The sequence below is a fragment of the Microcoleus sp. Pol14D4 genome, from assembly GCF_036701245.1.
GTDB lineage: Bacteria > Cyanobacteriota > Cyanobacteriia > Cyanobacteriales > Microcoleaceae > Microcoleus.
This window is the reverse complement of the sequence record NZ_JAUBQM010000042.1, coordinates 1-16,756: the sequence shown is the minus strand read 5'-3', so window position 1 is coordinate 16,756 and position 16,756 is coordinate 1. Positions and strand designations below refer to the sequence as shown.

General features: G+C 47.7%; 14 protein-coding genes and 1 riboswitch. Of the genes, 7 read left to right on the top strand and 7 right to left on the bottom strand.

Annotated features, from left to right (window positions below; translation table 11 throughout):
- The first annotated feature begins 30 nt into the window (after positions 1-30).
- Together QUA33_RS16200 and QUA33_RS16195 are read left to right on the top strand one after the other, a co-directional pair.
- On the top strand, positions 31-2,949 hold the full coding sequence (locus QUA33_RS16200) for a PAS domain-containing protein (RefSeq protein ID WP_333149488.1): 2,919 nt from the start codon (positions 31-33) through the stop codon (positions 2,947-2,949).
- A 346-nt stretch (positions 2,950-3,295) separates the two neighbouring features.
- The gene (locus QUA33_RS16195) at positions 3,296-3,793 is read left to right on the top strand and encodes a hypothetical protein (protein WP_333149486.1); all 498 of its coding nucleotides are present in this window, start codon (positions 3,296-3,298) and stop codon (positions 3,791-3,793) included.
- Positions 3,794-3,858: 65 nt separating this feature from the next.
- On the opposite strand, the gene QUA33_RS16190 is transcribed toward QUA33_RS16195, so the two are convergent.
- The 3 genes from QUA33_RS16190 to QUA33_RS16180 all read right to left on the bottom strand — a co-directional run bounded on the left by QUA33_RS16190 (position 3,859) and on the right by QUA33_RS16180 (position 8,491).
- A complete protein-coding gene (locus QUA33_RS16190) occupies positions 3,859-4,224 on the bottom strand; it encodes a response regulator transcription factor (protein ID WP_039886668.1) in 366 nt (121 codons plus the stop codon).
- A gap of 322 nt (positions 4,225-4,546) precedes the next feature.
- Complete coding sequence (locus QUA33_RS16185) at positions 4,547-6,883, bottom strand: polysaccharide biosynthesis tyrosine autokinase (RefSeq protein ID WP_333149485.1); 2,337 nt, start codon at positions 6,881-6,883, stop codon at positions 4,547-4,549.
- A 135-nt stretch (positions 6,884-7,018) separates the two neighbouring features.
- Positions 7,019-8,491: a polysaccharide biosynthesis/export family protein gene (locus QUA33_RS16180; protein WP_333149483.1), complete on the bottom strand. Its 1,473-nt coding sequence runs from the start codon at positions 8,489-8,491 to the stop codon at positions 7,019-7,021.
- Positions 8,492-8,696: 205 nt separating this feature from the next.
- Between QUA33_RS16180 and QUA33_RS16175 the strand changes: the two genes are divergently transcribed.
- Positions 8,697-10,115, top strand: coding sequence for an O-antigen ligase family protein (locus QUA33_RS16175; protein WP_333149481.1), 1,419 nt, complete (start codon positions 8,697-8,699; stop codon positions 10,113-10,115).
- Positions 10,116-10,367: 252 nt separating this feature from the next.
- Here QUA33_RS16175 and QUA33_RS16170 read toward each other — a convergent pair whose 3' ends face one another.
- From QUA33_RS16170 to QUA33_RS16160, 3 genes are all read right to left on the bottom strand, one after another.
- A complete protein-coding gene (locus QUA33_RS16170; RefSeq protein WP_333149478.1) occupies positions 10,368-10,694 on the bottom strand; it encodes a hypothetical protein in 327 nt (108 codons plus the stop codon).
- A 62-nt stretch (positions 10,695-10,756) separates the two neighbouring features.
- On the bottom strand, positions 10,757-11,965 hold the full coding sequence (gene cbiE / locus QUA33_RS16165) for a precorrin-6y C5,15-methyltransferase (decarboxylating) subunit CbiE (protein WP_333149476.1): 1,209 nt from the start codon (positions 11,963-11,965) through the stop codon (positions 10,757-10,759).
- Between the two features lie 20 nt (positions 11,966-11,985).
- A complete protein-coding gene (locus QUA33_RS16160) occupies positions 11,986-12,483 on the bottom strand; it encodes a GNAT family N-acetyltransferase (RefSeq protein ID WP_333149474.1) in 498 nt (165 codons plus the stop codon).
- 11 nt (positions 12,484-12,494) lie between these two features.
- Between QUA33_RS16160 and QUA33_RS16155 the strand changes: the two genes are divergently transcribed.
- Complete coding sequence (locus QUA33_RS16155) at positions 12,495-12,671, top strand: hypothetical protein (RefSeq protein WP_333149472.1); 177 nt, start codon at positions 12,495-12,497, stop codon at positions 12,669-12,671.
- 66 nt (positions 12,672-12,737) lie between these two features.
- Here the strand turns inward: QUA33_RS16155 and QUA33_RS16150 are convergent, their stop codons facing one another.
- Positions 12,738-13,142, bottom strand: a complete 405-nt coding sequence (locus QUA33_RS16150; protein ID WP_333149470.1) for a hypothetical protein — start codon at positions 13,140-13,142, stop codon at positions 12,738-12,740.
- Between the two features lie 203 nt (positions 13,143-13,345).
- A riboswitch (adenosylcobalamin-variant (AdoCbl-variant) riboswitch) is annotated at positions 13,346-13,425 on the top strand.
- A gap of 56 nt (positions 13,426-13,481) precedes the next feature.
- Between QUA33_RS16150 and cobG the strand changes: the two genes are divergently transcribed.
- From cobG to QUA33_RS16135, 3 genes are all read left to right on the top strand, one after another.
- Positions 13,482-15,008, top strand: coding sequence for a precorrin-3B synthase (cobG, locus tag QUA33_RS16145; protein ID WP_333149468.1), 1,527 nt, complete (start codon positions 13,482-13,484; stop codon positions 15,006-15,008).
- Between the two features lie 154 nt (positions 15,009-15,162).
- A complete protein-coding gene (locus QUA33_RS16140; RefSeq protein WP_333149466.1) occupies positions 15,163-15,792 on the top strand; it encodes a precorrin-8X methylmutase in 630 nt (209 codons plus the stop codon).
- The gene (locus QUA33_RS16135) at positions 15,789-16,499 is read left to right on the top strand and encodes a precorrin-2 C(20)-methyltransferase (protein ID WP_333149464.1); all 711 of its coding nucleotides are present in this window, start codon (positions 15,789-15,791) and stop codon (positions 16,497-16,499) included. Before QUA33_RS16140 ends, QUA33_RS16135 begins: the two co-directional genes overlap by 4 nt.
- The last annotated feature ends 257 nt before the right edge of the window (positions 16,500-16,756 follow it).

Sequence of the window (16,756 nt, the reverse complement as noted above, 5' to 3'; positions counted from 1 at the left end):
GTTTGCGCCCCTATAAAAACTAAAAGGCTAATGCTGTCTATTCTGTTAATCGACGACAACCCGAACGATCGCCTGATGATCGAGCGAGAACTGAGGAAAAATTTTTCGGATTTAGAAATTAAATCGGTTATTGATATCCAAACTCTCGAACAAATCCTGGCAGTCGGGGGTTTTGATATAGTAATTACCGACTACCAACTGCACTGGAGCGACGGATTAACTATTCTCCAAAAAGTTCACAGCCACTACCCAAATTGTTCGGTAATTATGTGTACTGACAGCGGCAGCGAACAAGTGGCAGTCGAAGCTATGAAAGCCGGCTTAAGCGATTACGTGTTCAAAGGGCGGTACTTAAAGCGGCTGGCGGGGGCCGTGGGCGAAAGCTTGAAAAAACAGCAGTTGCGCGAAAAATACGCGAAAACGTCGGCGCAGTTGGCAATTTCGGAGGAAAGGCTGAGATTGGCGATCGAAGCCTCGAAAATGGGAACTTGGGATTGGAATGTATTAACTGGCGAGGTCGTTTGGTCGGAGGGACACGAACTGTTATTCGGGTTGGAAAAAGGCAGTTTTCCGGGAACTTATGAAGCGTATTTTGCCTGCATTCATCCGGATGACCAAGCCTCTATCGCCGACGCTGTTGCCTTTGCTTTAGAAAACAAAATAGAATACAAATACGAATTTAGAGTTTTTTGGCCCGACGGCAGCTTGCACTGGATATCGGGTAGGGGCAAGTTCTTTGATGATGATACAGGTAAATCGGTGCGATCGATCGGCGTGGTTTGGGATATTACGGATCGCAAATTATCCGAAGCGAGGGTGCAAGAAAGCGAGGAAAATTTGCGCTTTGCTCTAGAAGCAGCTAACACGATCGCTTTTACCTGGGATGTGGCATCGGGGGAAGTCCGCCGTTCGTCTAATGCCGAAACACAGATGGGTTTGGGGCCAGACAGCACCTTTGGTACTTTTGAGCAAAAAAAGAATGCGGTGCATCCAGAAGACCGAGAAAGGTTTTTGGCAGATGTGGATGCCGCATTCAGGGGCACGGGAGTTTACGAGTCGGAATACCGCAAAGTGCGACCCGACGGCTCAGTGATTTGGCTTCACGAAAAAGGGCGAGTGGTTTTTGACGCATCCGGTACACCCCTTCGGCTGTCCGGCGTGGCGATCGACATTACGGAGCGCAAACAGTTAGAATACGACCGCGCGCGCGCCTTGGCCCGGGAGCGGTCGTATTTGCGCCGCCTGCAAAAGTTAACCTCCGCGTCAGTGGCTATCAACTCCACGCTGTCGGTGGCAGAAATACTTCAGTTAGCAGCAGATAGCGCCCGCCAAATTCTGGAAGTCCACCAGGTAGCGGTCAACCTTAACCCGGCAGCCAACTGGGATGAGGGAATTAGCAAGTTTTCCATGTCAGAAAAATACGCCGTGTGGCAAGATTACTGCGAGGAGCCAGACGGTACGGGCATTTACCAAAAAGTTTGGCAGCAGCAACAGGCGATGCGAATGACTCAAAACGAGCTAGAGGCTCACCCGGCATGGCGGGGGTTCGGCAAGGCTGCGGGGAAGCACCCGCCAATGCGGGGCTGGCTGGCTGTACCGCTGACGACTCGGGACGGCAGAAATCTGGGATTGATTCAGTTGTCGGACAAGTATGAGGGGGAGTTTGCCGAAGATGATGAAACTATTTTAATGCAGTTGGCTCAGGCGGTGTCGGGGGCGATCGACAATGCCCGACTTTACGAGGAATCTCAGCAGGCAAATCGCATGAAAGATGAGTTTTTGGCAACTCTTTCTCACGAGCTGCGATCGCCCTTAAACGCGATTTTGGGCTGGGCGCAACTGCTGCAGCAACGCAGTTTGAGTCCGGCTGCTACGGGGCGGGCTTTAGAAACGATCGAGCGAAATGCTAAATTGCAAACTCAATTGATTGATGATTTGCTGGATATTTCGCGAATTATTCGCGGCAAGTTGACTTTGAATCCTTGTGCGGTAAATTTAATTTCGATGGTGGAAGGAGCGCTGAATACGGTGCGGTTGGCTGCCGATGCTAAGTCGATCGAGTTGCGGTCTGCAATTGTAGATTTGGGCTGGGAGACTGCTGAATTTTCCGAACTTGGGAAGGTTTCTGGCAATCCTGAATCTCAGTTAAATCCGAGATTTTGGGTATCAGGAGACCCTGGCCGCTTGCAGCAAGTAATTTGGAATTTGCTGACGAATGCGATTAAGTTTACGCCGCGCGGGGGGCGAGTTGAAATCCGGCTACAGCGAATTGATTCGGAGGTTGAGCTGGCTGTTACCGACACGGGAATTGGGGTTGCACCGAATTTTTTGCCTTACGTGTTTGACTCTTTCCGCCAAGCGGATGCTACGATTACTCGCAATTATAGCGGTTTGGGGCTGGGTCTGGCGATCGTGCGGCAGTTGGTGGAACTCCACGGCGGCACGGTTTGGGCTCAAAGTCCGGGACTGGATATGGGATCGACTTTTACTGTCCGTCTCCCTTCGATGCAGGTAAATTCGATCGCCGACGAGGAAGCGCAGGTTTTGGCTGGCGCTGGTAATTTACTGGGAGTTAAGGTTTTGCTGGTTGATGACGAGGTTGATTCGCGGGAATTTATGAGGTTTGTCTTGGCAGATTCCGGGGCTACTGTCAGGGTTGCATCGTCTGCTGCTGAGGCGTTTGAGGTGGCTTCGCAGTTTAGTCCGGATGTTTTGGTCAGCGATATCGGAATGCCACAGGAAGACGGATATTCGCTGCTACGAAGGCTGCGTTCTTTGAACACTCTGACAGGGAAATTTTGGGCGATCGCTCTGACGGCTTATGCTAGAGATGAAGACCGCGATCGTGCTTTCGCTGCCGGTTTTGACCGACATCTGCCTAAACCTGTGCAACCCGATGTGTTGCTAGAGACTATAGTCAAGTTGAGGCAGCAAGGGCTACCAACTTAAAAAATTCTATTAATAATTGGGAATTGGTAACTGGAAAGTGGTTAATTGGAATTGGGAATCGTGGTTTGAGTGACGACTTTAGTCATCGTAAAATTCGCTCGTACAGGCCTTCCTCACTACCAATCTATAATGCTGATTATATCGGACACGACCTGATTAACCCGACTGGATATCGACGGAAATCGCTCAACTGAGAAATATAAAAATTTGTCTTTTTCAAACTTTTAAAATTCTACTTGTGGGGCTTTGTTTCGAGTTTGCCTAAAATATGCAATTTCTATGCCGATTAGGTGATTGGTTTGTGTTAATATCCTAAAATATCCAACAACCACGCGGTAATAATTAGGTGGACAAACTTCAGACAGATATAGAAGCAATTTACTCTCAAATTGAGGAATTGCGCCGGGAACGCCAGCAGCTTAGTATTGCCGATGTTGTCCCATCCGGTGATTCCCCCCAAGCGATCGCCGATGCTTATCGTCGTCACGCGAGGGAAACAGCACAAGTGTCGGCCGAAGTCAAGGGTATAGATGACGCGATCGCGGCTCTGTCTGCTCAACTGAGTCAGAAACAGCAGCAATCGGTAAAATTGCAAAGAATTACTCCGATGGAACAGCAAGTTGAAGAAGGAAGAGCGCTCGCTCACGGACACGCGGAACGGATTAATGAACTGGCGGCGGAACTGGCGGCGGAAGTGAAGGGACTCAAAGCCATCGCCGACCAAATTAGTCCCAGCTACTGGCAGGTTTATTACAAGCCTTTTATTACTGGTTTTAAGAGTATTACTGTTCCCTACGTGCGATCGGACGGGGATGTTTGGACTATTGTCAATCGAGTCGTTTAGAGAGGCTGCGGGAGCAGAAATAATCAGCGCTCAATACAATTTTTTCCTGTCCCTGTTCCTCTACTTCAACCCCGCAGCAGTTGCTTAATAGTGCCGACCAATTCCTGTGGGTGAAATGGCTTGGCGATGTAAGCGTCGGCTCCTTGTTTCATTCCCCAATAGCGATCGAACTCTTCGCTTTTGCTCGAACACATTACCACCGGCAAATTTTGGGTTTTAGGGTCGCTTTTGAGCCTGCGACAGACTTCGTAGCCGTTCATCCGGGGCATCACGATATCCAGAACGACTAAATCTGGGCGGTTAGCCTTGATTTGCTCTAGAGCTTCTACGCCATCACTCGCTACTGTGACGTTGAGTCCTCTACCTTTGAGCAAGTCGGCGATCATCTCCCGCAGAGTGACGCTATCATCAACAACCATAACTGTACTCATAGAATAATCCCTACCAAGTTTCTGGGTTGAAACGTTCTCATTAACGTTTACACTAACGTTCACCTTCAAAGGTGTCTTTTCATGATTGAGATTGCGCTCTGCTAAATGTAGTTTACCCACTTTTGCTGATTTCTCAATCATTTTCTGAGTAATTACCGCAAGATTGAAAGATCCGCGCAATCTCGGTTGACACACGAGGCTACGTCCGTTAGTCTATCATTTTCTTTCTCAAATGGTACTATTATCAAAAAATCAGGGTATGGCTTGGTTGTGTGTTTCCCGTTGAGGACGGCGGCGCTCGGCCGCCTGCATCAACATTTGTCTAATTAGGATTTTTCGTACCTAAAGCCGATAGTTTTTGGTCGTAGAGCGTGTCTAAAACTGCCGGGCGCTGGCGGTAGCTGTGACCGGTGTTTTTGCAGCCATTAGCAACTATTCCCAAGACGGAAGCTCCAGAAATTTTTAATTCTTCTAAAACTTTGCGAACTTGCGATCGGTCTGTTTGCCCAATTTGGACGACCATAATCGTAGCGTCTGTGCGAGCTGCGATCAAGTGGCTGTCTGCCAAGCCTGCTAGTGGCGGGGTGTCATAAATTACTAAGTCAAAAAATGCTTGAAATTGCTCCATGAGATAATGCATTTTTTTGGAAGAAAGAAGCTTGATCGGATCGGGGGGAATTTGGCCGGCGGTGAGTACGAACAAATTTTCTTGGTTCGGGGCTCGTTGAATCGCGTCGTTGAGGCTGAGATCTGTGGAGATGGCCTCGCCCAGACCACGCACGTTGGGCAGTCCTAACTTAACGTGCAGTTGCGGGCAGCGCAAATCTGCATCTACTAGCAATACTCGCTGTCCCACTGCTGCTGCTGTGGCTGCCAGGTGCAAAGCTACTGTAGATTTGCCGTCTCCGGCTAAGGCAGAGCCGACTAAGAGCGATCGAATTGCCGTGCCTGCACTCAGCAAGTGAATGTTTGTGTATAGCGATCGAAATGCTTCTAAAAATTGATAGTCCAAGTCGCTCAAAATACTCGCTCCCCCGCTCATCGGACCGGTATGTCTAGCTTCGACCGGTTCGACTACTTCCACTTTCGAGTTCGATCGAGCCGATGTTAGTTTCCTCTGTCTGGCTGGCGGTCGGCGCTTCACTTTTTTGGTAAACGGAATCACACCGAGTATGGGCAATCTTGTGGCGATTCTCAGTGATTCTGGAGTGTGGAACACAGTATTTAGTACCTCTACGAGCAAGCCGACTGCTATGCCCAGCAGACTGCTTAAAATTACTGCCAGCGCTAACTGTTTTTTGGTTTGTTTGACGGTAGCTGTTAGAGGGTTGCCGAATTTATCTAGCGGAATTTCTGGAGGATTTATCAGCACCCAAGGTATTTGCTGCTGAGCCGCATCAATCCGCAAGGATTCTCGTTTTGCCAAGAAGTCCGACAAACTCTTAGTAACTACTTGCAGTTCCCGCTGTAAATTGTCGTATTCTCGGGTTGTGACTGAAAAGTTTCTAATTTTTTGGTTGAGAGCATTTTGCAAAGCTGTCATTTCGCGATCGCGCGCTTCAACTTCTTTGATTTGGGTCTCTAAATTTCCCATCACCACTTCTTTTGCTTGTTGAGTGGCGGTTAAAATCAGTTCTTCCCGACTTTTTCGCAGCGCTAAAACTGGCAAACTGTCTTCTCTGTACTGAGCTAATTTTAATGACAATTCCGAGTCTATTCTCTGAATTTGACCTAAGAGTCCGCCGTAAGCTTGTCCTTGGGTCATCAGCAGCCCCTGGGGATTATTTTCGTTGAGTAGTTTTTGATAGCTTTGGTAGAGGTTTCGCATCCCTTTTAGCTGAACTCTAATTTCTACTTGCTTACCCCGAATGCTTTGAACTTGTTCAGACAGAGATTTTCCCTCTATCTGAGGTTCAAACAAGTTGCTCTGCTGCCGCAGTCTTTGGACTTGCAGTTGCAGAACTTCCACTCTTTCTCGGAGCTTGGGCATCTCCGTATCTATAAATTTAATACCTTGATTAATGCCCATCAGCCGTTGCTGCAAGCTGTAATCTAGATACGCTTTAGAAATTTTATCCAATACGGTGTAAATTTTTTTTTGGTTTGAATCTTTGTAACGAACTTGTAAAATTTTTGTGCCTTGCTGTTTACCATCTTTCGTGTAGCTGATACGGTTGATCGACATTTTTGAGATCAGTTCGCTATAGTTCATTTTGGGATACCAAGCCCGCAATTCATCAATCACTGGCTGCATCATTTTGGGACTTCGCAAAATCCTAATTTGGGTTTCGTAGTCTAGTAGGCTAATTCCTTCTATATTAATTTTTGCGAAGTCGGCAGCTTGGGTGTTGTTTAATAGTTTGGATTGCAAACCTTCAGCCGTGGCTGGTTCTACTAACAGGGAAAAGGAGCCTTCATACTCGACAGTTATGCTTTTAGAAGTGGCGACGATCGCTGTTCCTGCCAGGGCGCTCAAAGCTATGGTGGCTGCTGCCATGACTAGGAAGCGACGGCGCACGACGCCTAACAGCCAAGACAAGTCTAGCTTTTCTTCTTCTCTCTCTTCTACGAAGTTATCTCTGTAATTCTGAGCAGATAAATCCGGCAGTTTGCCATTCGATTTGGGTGTGAAGGGTTGGTAATCTTGTCTGCTATCCATATTCAGCCAGGGTATTTTTGAGGTTGATATTTTTGAGGTTGATATTTTTGAAGCGGCCAGGTCGCGGTTGGGTAATCTTATTGTTTAGTTTATTCTAGCCTTTGCCAGGAATTATTCACCTCACCCGCCGCCTTCTTACCTGAATAAAAATCGGAGAACGTTTATAAAATTTAACACTCCCGTAGCTGGCCCGACAGGTCCGATTACAGCGTTCATGCGATCGACAAAATTGACGAGACCCCTCCGAGATACGATAATCATGTCGTTGTTGCGAAGTTGAGGATTGGTTTCTTCGTTAATTCCTTGACTTAAATCGACTTCGATCGTCCGTTTAGTAGCTGTACCGTCGTTATTCAGGCGGACTAGCTCAACTTTATCTCTTCTAGCTCTGGTATTCTCGTACCCAAAAAATCCTCTGGAAATTAAAGCTTGATTCAGCGTGGCATTAGCTGGGAGTCTCAAGGGATCGAGGGATGTTCTAAGTTCTCCTACTACAAAAACGTTAATGCCAGTGGGAGCAAAGTTAGTGCTAGCGAGCACACCAGCTTCTGCGGGGTTGACGATCGTAGCTTTGGGCACGATGATCGTGTCTCCTTCCTGGAGGATGGTATCTTGGGCGCCGTCGCCGGACTCTAGGAATTGCCACAGGTTGACGGGGATAATTTGTTCCCCTCTTCTGGTGACGCGCCGCACTTGGATTTGCCGGATGTCGGCATCGGAGGTGATGCCGCCGGCTAGCTGAATCGCCCGGATGACGGTGGGGAAACCTTCGCGGCTGAGGTCGTTTGTGGTGTTGCCCCCGATGACGACGTAAGCCCCTGGGCGGGTGACTTGGCCAACGATGGAGATCGATCGAGGTTTTTCTGGGGGTGGCGAAAAGTTTGCCGTCGCAAATTGACGAGCTTCTGCTTGGTTGAAGTTGGCGACTGTGGGGATCACGATTGTGTCTCTGTCTTGCAAAATGATGTCTTGAGAGATGTCTCCTTCTTGCAAGAATTTCCACAGGTTGACGTTGAGCACTTGATCGGGGCCGTCTCGTTGGGGACGGCGGACGCGGATGTTGCGAATGTCGGCGACACCCGTGACGCCTTCTGCGAGTCTGATCGCTTGGGTGACGGTGGGGTACTGGACACTCGGCGCGGCTCCTGGACCAGGAGTTAGGGTAATCGTGAAGTTTCCGGGCCTGGTGACTTCTCCAATGACGCCGACATTGAGGGGGCGGGCAGCGACGAGGCTGACTGTGACTATGGGGTCTTTGAGGACGCGGCGGTAGGCGTTGCGGATGATGTTGGTGGCTTCTACTAAGGTGCGGCCGCGGACGGAGACCAAACCGATCAGAGGCAGGTTGACTGAACCGTCGGAAAGGACTTCGTAGCCGCGGCTGAGTTCGGGTACTTCGAGTATTTCTACTTGGATGCGATCGCCGCCACCGAGTTTATAGCTTTCGGGCGATCGCCTAACGGGCGCAACATTCTGGACTTGCTCTGCACCTAGCGGGATGGGAAGTTGTGCCGGGGTGCTTCTGGCATCAGTGATGAAAGTCGAAGCAAACAAGACAATACCCACAACCGACCGGGCTATCTGTCTTGGAGAACTGGTGTTAACCATAAGCCACCTAATTTTATTGACTATGATTTATATAAGTGTAGCCTTTTTAGTGCTGGGCAAAAATCTCATTATTTTAAGCGAGCGCCGAAAAATTATTGCTGTATTTTTGCTTTATGGCTAATTTCTGTGTTAGCTTGTTTGCGGGTTGACAGCTATATTTTCTATCTAGATTACTTAAGCTTGTTTTTGATAAAGGAAAGCAATTATGACTCAACCAGTGTCTAAAGCGGCTATGCTGAAAGAGCTGATTTTAGGTAATTCTTTATTTGTATGGATGCTAATGGCTATAATCGCCCTCGCGACTTTGCTTTTGTTTCAATTGGCCAGTAGAAAAAAAACAGGTTTGGCTTTAGAAAAAACTTTTGCTTATTTTTATATTTTCATCTCTCCCTCTCTCACACAACCTCCTTTTAATTACTTGCATTTTAGTAATTTGAAATCCACAGAAGGCGGGATTTTAACAATGCTACCTTATATTTTTTACCCGTGGGTAGTATTAATTTTGTTTTCTAGGATTCAGGCTTTTGGTAGCAAATTTATAGATTTTTTTGCCAAAGTATTGATCGTAAATCCTTTCTTTTTGTTTTATACATTACTGCCATTACTGTCTACCTTATGGTCCATAGTCCCTGAAGAAACGCTAAGATCGGGCATAGCTTTTTCAGGATTTACTGCTTTCGGATTTTACTTGGCAGCCCAATATAAATGGGATGATCTATCTCGTTTTTGGCGGTGGGGATACACGGCACTGGGTTTGGCAAGTTTTATAATGAAACCACCGGGTTCAGGCGACTTTGTAGGCCTAACGCAAGCTAAAAATTCTCTCGGTGGAATCCTAGCTTTATGTACGGCATTTTGGTATTTGCATTATTTTCAAGGAGCTAAAACTCAGAAAGAACGCTGGATTTCTTTGGGAATTATGTTCTTTTCTTTTTACCTGGTGAGAGCTAATAAGTCGGGAGCCGCTCTAGTGATTACTATCATATTAATAATTGCAGTCTCCTCACTAAACTTTCTAAAAAAATTAACTTTTCAGTGGGCATTTACTGCGATTATATGTTTCCTGGTGGTTAGCATAATTATGACGGTTTTTGTAGTAGACAACCTAGAGGATATTGTTGTAGGTGGGTTAGGCAAGGACTTGACTCTAACTGGGCGGACCGAATTCTGGCCGCAGTTAATAGCTGCGGCCAATCAGCGCCCCTGGTTTGGCTACGGATACGAGGGATTTTTTCAACAAGATAAGTTAGGCTCCGCTACTCCTGCTTATTTTATTTATACTACTAATGGATTTCAACCGAAAAATCCTCACAATGGCGCGATCGGAATATTGTTAGCCTTCGGTTGGCCGGGATTAATCTTAATGATGATTTCCCTGCTTCTTAATTTGGCTTACGCAGTCCGGTATTTGAGTCGTAGCAAGCTGGAAGACGCGGGAATCCCTATTTGTTTTCTGGTGTCTATTATTATGAGCAACATCACAGAAGCTCAGATCCTGGGAATCGGAAATGCTTGGCTGAGTTATGTAATGTTGACAGTTAGACTTGCCATAGATAATACTAGTAACACTTCCAACAGTAGCAGCAACCCTCACAGGCGTTCTGTAGCTCGCACTGTCGACTGAAGTAAAGTTTCTTGGGCCGATCAAAGATGTGCCAAGCTTTGCGATAATATCATCTGATACCAATTTCCTAAATATTTGCTACATAATAGTCCGGACAGTTTTCAATGACTAACGGTAGAATGAGGGTTTGGGCCTTCTCAGCGAGGTCAAACGCTAACGGTAGAATGAGGGTTTCAGCCTCTGTCTCAAAAACTGTCCGGAGTATTGCGTTAAGAGACCAGTGACTTTTTTAGCTCTGCTCGCTGAGCGTCCCTATTCCAAAACTGTCCGAAGTATTGACTGGTAAGATCGCACAATTAAAAACTCATTGCCCTTTCTATAAACAGCGGCTCCATCCTGCCGATATCCCGTGCGAGGAACTCTCACAGCACCTCTGGTGTTGAAGTTGTGTGCTTTACGCAGATATTTGAGTGGCTCGAATCCTTTTCGTTGTGCATGGTCTAAGACACTTTGCGCCACACTCCCATAGGTTCCTTTATCCGACTCAGCCAGATATTGCTGTAATTCGATAACTTTAGTGTTGGAATAGTCTTCAAATAGTCGATATAGATAAGGATCTACGGATGATTCGTCTGGCATTCTCACTATAATTTTATAGGATATTTTTTATCATAGCTTCCAGCAAAGAGATCGATCGCCTTTCATCTCTTAACCACCGCCCACTGTGTAATCGGTGCCAGCGGTTTCCAACCCTGAAAAGAACCGATCGCCCCTACTCGCTGAATCCCAATTCTAATTAGTTCCCCGCCATAACGATCGTGCCATTGCAAAACTTTAAACTCGCTCTCAACTGTCACCGCATTAACAACTAATCGCCCGCCTTCACCTAAAGCATTCCAGCAAGTTTCCAGCACAGCTTCTGCGGTGACACCGCCGCCGATGAAAATAGCATTCGGTTGAGGCAAATTTGTCAGGGCTTCCGGCGCTTCTCCCGCAACGATTTCGAGTTCGGGAACGCCGAAAGTCGAGGCATTCTCAGCGATGTATTGCAATCGAGTCGGATGGCGTTCGATCGCGATCGCCCTGCACCGAGGATGACTCCGCATCCATTCGATTGCGATCGAGCCACAACCCGCGCCCACATCCCACAGCAACTCACCCGGAATCGGTGCTAACGTTGACAGAGTAACGGCTCTAACCTCCCGCTTAGTAAGTTGTCCGTCGTGGCGATAAGCAGCATCCGGTAAACCCGATGTACGAGGAAAAATCACTGTTTCGCGATCGGCTGCAACTGCGATCGCGATCGTGTTCAAATCCGCCAAATCCGCTGCATTCCAGGCTGCTGCTACCCCATCGATCCGCCGTTCCGAGTTCCCTCCCATCCGCTCGAACACGGTCATCAAACTGCTGCCAAACCCCCGCTGCGTCAACAATTGTGCCACCTTTCCCGGCGTGTATCTGTCAGCGCTCAACACCAGCAAGCGCGCCCCCGGCGACAAAGCAAGGGCGATCGATGCGATCGGGCGATTTGTCAAACTGAAAGTCTCAACTTGGGCCAACGGCCAACCCAAACGGGCGCAAGCAAGACTAAAAGCCGATACCGCCGGAATCACAGTCATTTCCTCCATGGGAATCTGGCGCGACAGCGTGACGCCGATGCCGTGACACATGGGATCGCCGCTTGCGAGCACGCACACAGACTGTCCCCGGAGGCGGAGGATCTCGTCAATTGTTGTCTGCAAAGGCGATGCCCAAACCAATTTTTCGCGGGTGTCGTCGGTTGGTAGCATTGCTAGGTGACGGGCGCCACCAACAACGATTTGAGCTCGCTGCAGCAGCGTAGAGGCGATCGGGCCGAGCCCCGAAAGTCCATCTTCGCCAATCCCCACCACCGAAAGCCATTTGTGCATTGCGCCCTTACTGCTAATTACTACTTATCGATTCTAAAGAATAATATCGGATTTCCATTCATAATTCTTTCTTCTACTTGTTTCATTCCGAGTCTTTCTGCGACTTTTTGCGACTCAATGTTTGGGCGATCGCAACTTGCGACTAGATAGTTAAAGCCAAGTTCATCAAAACCATAATCCAATATTTTGGTTGATGCTTCAGTAGCGTAACCTTTTTTAAGTGCTTTCGGCAGCAGTGCGTAAACTAACTGCGGCTGTGCTTCTTCAAAAAAATACCACAAACCAACAAATCCAATAGTTTCCCGATCGCTCTTAGTTTCGATAAACCACATACCGAATTGCTTTTGGGCAAACAGCTTTTTGTTTTCGGCAAGCATTTCTTCAACCTTTTGTAGCGACCAGATTTCGCCGTCGCACAGATATCTCCTCACATAGGCATCGATAAAAATTCTATGAAGCGTGTTGAGGTCGCTCTCCACGATCGGTTTCAAAACTAATCTCTCTGTTTCAAATATCATGGGGATTATTTATGTTGGATTCAAGGGCGATCGCACCTATCAATATTAGTCCAGGACGCACGGGTGGTCAGCAACCGGGTTTTTGGCCCAGAAGGCGCCATGCAGCCATTGAACCGGGCCAAAAACCCGGTTTCTTTGATTTTGCAAGGGTGGTCAGCAACCGGGTTTTTGGCCCAGAAGGGGCGTGATAGCCATTGAACGGGACAAAAAACCCGGTTTCTTTGATTTTGCGTAAGTCTGATTAGCAAACAGCACTAAACTACCGTAATCACTGGATAGTTATAACTTTCCTTGACTACCAAACCATCTTTCCAATAGCCGATCGAGATTTGGTTGCTCTTGGAATCAATGATTTGACCTTCAACTTTAACCCTGTAATCATTGTACCAATTAGAAATTACTACAAAATCATAATTTTTGTCTGCTGAAACAGCGATGTCTTGACTAATTAATTTTGATTGTCGAAACTCAACTAACATTTCTTGAAAAAAGATTTCTCTTCCTTGGCGGCAGTTTTCTTTGCCGCTAGTAATCGTACCATCTCCTTCAATCATCACAGTGTCATCCGAGTAGTATTTTTCCAAAGCTACTGATGTTTGGAATGTCTCAACAAGGTGATTGATCTCTGCGAGTTTGATTTGCAATTCTTCAATTGTCATAAATAACGCGATCGCAGGTTGTATAGCCGAAGTTAGAAGTCACGCACAAAAGAGTGATTTTGACTTCGATTAGAGATTATAAAAAATTATTCAGGAATCAGCAAGACAATAAAATGAACTTCCCCCCTAACAGGCGAGCTTGCCCGGAGATTTGTTAAGAAACTCGATCGTTTTGGTTTATGCCGATCGACTTGTGATACGTTTCTAAAACCTGAAAGCGGGAAAGTCCGGTGCAATTCCGGCGCTGTGCCGCAACTGTAAAAGTCAGAATGCCGATTTCGGGGGCGCTTTGTGGGCGTTTACTTTTGGATTCCCTGCGCAGCACGGGGAGGAGATTATTTGTTAGCTTTGACTAATTGGCCGACTTGTCCGGGTTTATTTTACGGTTCGATCGCCCGAGACGGAGTTTTATCGAGAATGCGGATTCCGGGGGGAATTTTAAACGCGCAGCAGTGTTGGACGATCGCCGATTTGGCCGATCAATACAGTACCGGCTGTTTGCAAGTGACAAATCGGGCAAATTTGCAAATCCGAGAAGTGAACTCGGAAATAGCCCCGGAAGTCTGGAACCGCTTGCAGGAATTGGGGATAGCGTCTCGCCGCGTTGAAGTTGACCCGATTCGCAATATAATGGCAAGTCCGACAGCAGGGATCGATCGCCAGCAGTTACTGGATACTCGCCCGCTAGTGAAAGCTTGGGATGATTACCTGCAAACCCATCCCGAATTGTCGGAACTTTCGCCTAAGTTCAGCATTGGCTTGGATGGCGGGGAGTCGGTTTCGATCCAGGCTTTGCGCAACGATATTTTATTAGCAGCAGGGCGATCGGCTAAATCAGAAATCGTTTTTCGGCTGCATTTAAACAGCGATACAGGGATTTTAGTCCAACAATCGCAATGTATTTCAGTCTTAGCCGCCCTTGCTAACGCGTATCTTGAATACACAAAAAATCAGCCTCGAATTGATGGCAAAAAACCGCGTTTGCGTCACCTGCTGGCAGATTGGGGTGTTGAAAGTTATCTAGCACGGGTACAGCAGAATTTACCATTTTTATTGCAATACACATCTTGCACCTTTCCCAAAAACAGGCAAGATGCCTGTTCCACAAAGAGTGAATTTCCTTGGGGGGTGGGCATCTTGCCCGCCGACTCGCTCGACTCATCTGCAAGGGCGATCAAACAATCCCGACATCTCGGAATCCACCCTCAGCGACAGTCGGATTTCTCCTACATGGGAATTGCGCTGCCTCTGGGTAGGCTAGAATCTAATCAACTGCGGAATTTGGCAAATTTAGCCCAAAATCTAGCCAGCGGTATCCTGAGACTTACGCCGTGGCAAAATCTGTTGATTTCTGATATCCCCAACTCCCAGCTTTTTGAGCTCAAACAGCAAATCGCCGATTTGGGATTGCACTCGTCGGCGACTCGCCTAGATTCGTGCTTGGTGGCTTGTGCCGGCAGCAGCGGCTGTGCGTCGGCGGCGACAGATACTCAAAGTCACGCCCTAGCAATGGCGAGGGATTTAGGGCAAAAATTGACGATCGACCTGCCGATTAACATTCATTTCAGCGGTTGCCAAAAGTCCTGCGCCCAGCACCGGCCAATTGATATCACACTGGTGGGAATTCAGATTGAGCGAGGACACGAGACGATCGAAGGTTACGACATTTATGCGGGTAGAAAAGATTTGCCCTTCGGGCGACCAATTTTTCCGGCGGTGAGTGCGGCCGAGATGCCCGGTGCGATCGACCTTTTGTTGCAGGTGTATCAGCGGTTTCGAGAGCCTTTGGAGTCATTGGGTGAGTTTGTCGATCGGCAGGCGATCGACCAATTGCAGGAGTTGTTGAGCACGGAAAATTGGAATTGAAAGTGAAAAAATATCCCATAAAAAAAGACAAATTTTAAGCATTTTTCTTTTTATATCTCTCGATCTTTCTTCCTTGGCGTCCTTTCCCTCTTCGCGGTTCATTCAAAAAATTTATTTCACAAATCCCACAAAATTCCCATAGCAGTTTTAAACAATGATTGACTACATTCGAGACGGAACAGAAATCTACACCAAATCCTTCGCCACAATTCGAGCCGAAGCAGATTTGTCAAGCTTGCCGGCAGATTTAGAATTAGTAGCCGTGCGACTAATTCACAGTTGCGGCATGACCGATATTGTTGCAGATTTAGCAGCTTCCCCCGGTGCAGCCACCTGCGGACACCAAGCCCTCGCCGCAGGGGCGGCGATTCTGTGCGATGCCCGGATGGTGGCCGAAGGCATCACTCGCAAACGCCTTCCCGCTGACAATGCGGTGATTTGCACCCTCTGGCATTCCGAAATCCCGGAGTTGGCGCGACAAATCGGAAATACTCGATCGGCCGCGGCCCTTGATTTATGGCTGGACAACTTGCAGGGTGCGGTTGTGGCCATCGGCAATGCCCCGACAGCTTTGTTCCGACTGCTGGAAATGCTAGATGCCGGAGCACCCAAACCGGCTTTAATTCTGGGTTTCCCGGTAGGATTTGTGGGGGCTGCCGAATCCAAAGCCGAACTGGCCGCCAACAGTCGGGGAGTGCCATTTATTACGTTGCACGGGCGGCGCGGTGGCAGTGCAATGGCAACGGCGGCCGTGAATGCGTTAGCGAAAAAGGATGAATTATGACTAAGGCGAATGGTAAATTGTACGGTTTGGGTATTGGCCCGGGCGATCCTGAGTTGATTACTTTGAAAGCTTATCGGATTTTGCAATCGGTGCCGGTGATTGCATATCCGGCGATGGAAAATGGTAAGGTGCTGGCGCGGGCGATCGTCGCAGATTATCTGCGCCCGGAGCAAATTGAGATTCCGATGCCGTTGCCTTTTAGTCCGACGCGATCGTCTCAACCTTATTATGATATTGCTGCCGAGAAAATTGCCGCACATCTGAGCCAGGGACAGGATGTGGCGGTGCTGTGTGAGGGCGAACCTTTTCTCTACGGCTCGTTTATGTATCTATTCAACCGTTTGGCGGGAACATTTACCACTGAAGTTGTGCCGGGAATTTCTTCGACAATGGCGAGTGCCGCTGCGTTGGGAGTGCCGCTGACTTATCGTAACGATGTGTTAAGTATTATGCCTGCGACGCTGGATGCTGAGGTTTTGCGCGATCAACTGGCGGTTGTGGATGCTGCTGTGATTATTAAGCTGGGGAGGCATTTTGCCAAAGTCCGGGACGTGCTCATTGAGTTGGGACAGTTCGATCGAGCACTGTATATAGAACGCGCAACTATGCCTAATCAGCGAATTCGGGCGATCGCAGATGTCGAACCCGCTGAAGTTCCCTATTGGGCTCTTATTATGATACCTAGCCAGCAAAAGTCTGTATCTTAATATTTCCATGCCTGAAGGCGACGCGCTTCCAGGCTTTACCTACTTTTTTGTGCATTCTTACCTGTTTATCCAGTTTTATTCATATTGATAAGTGAAACTTATAGTTTTGATTAGTTAATCTGTTGTTAAAATACTTTACAAACCTTAGAATATGCTTTATGTTTGTTTACATGGCGGAAAACAAAGCCGTCACGAACATTGAAAACCAAATAAAGCAATCATAAACAAATGACAACAACCTTACAGCAGCGCGAAAG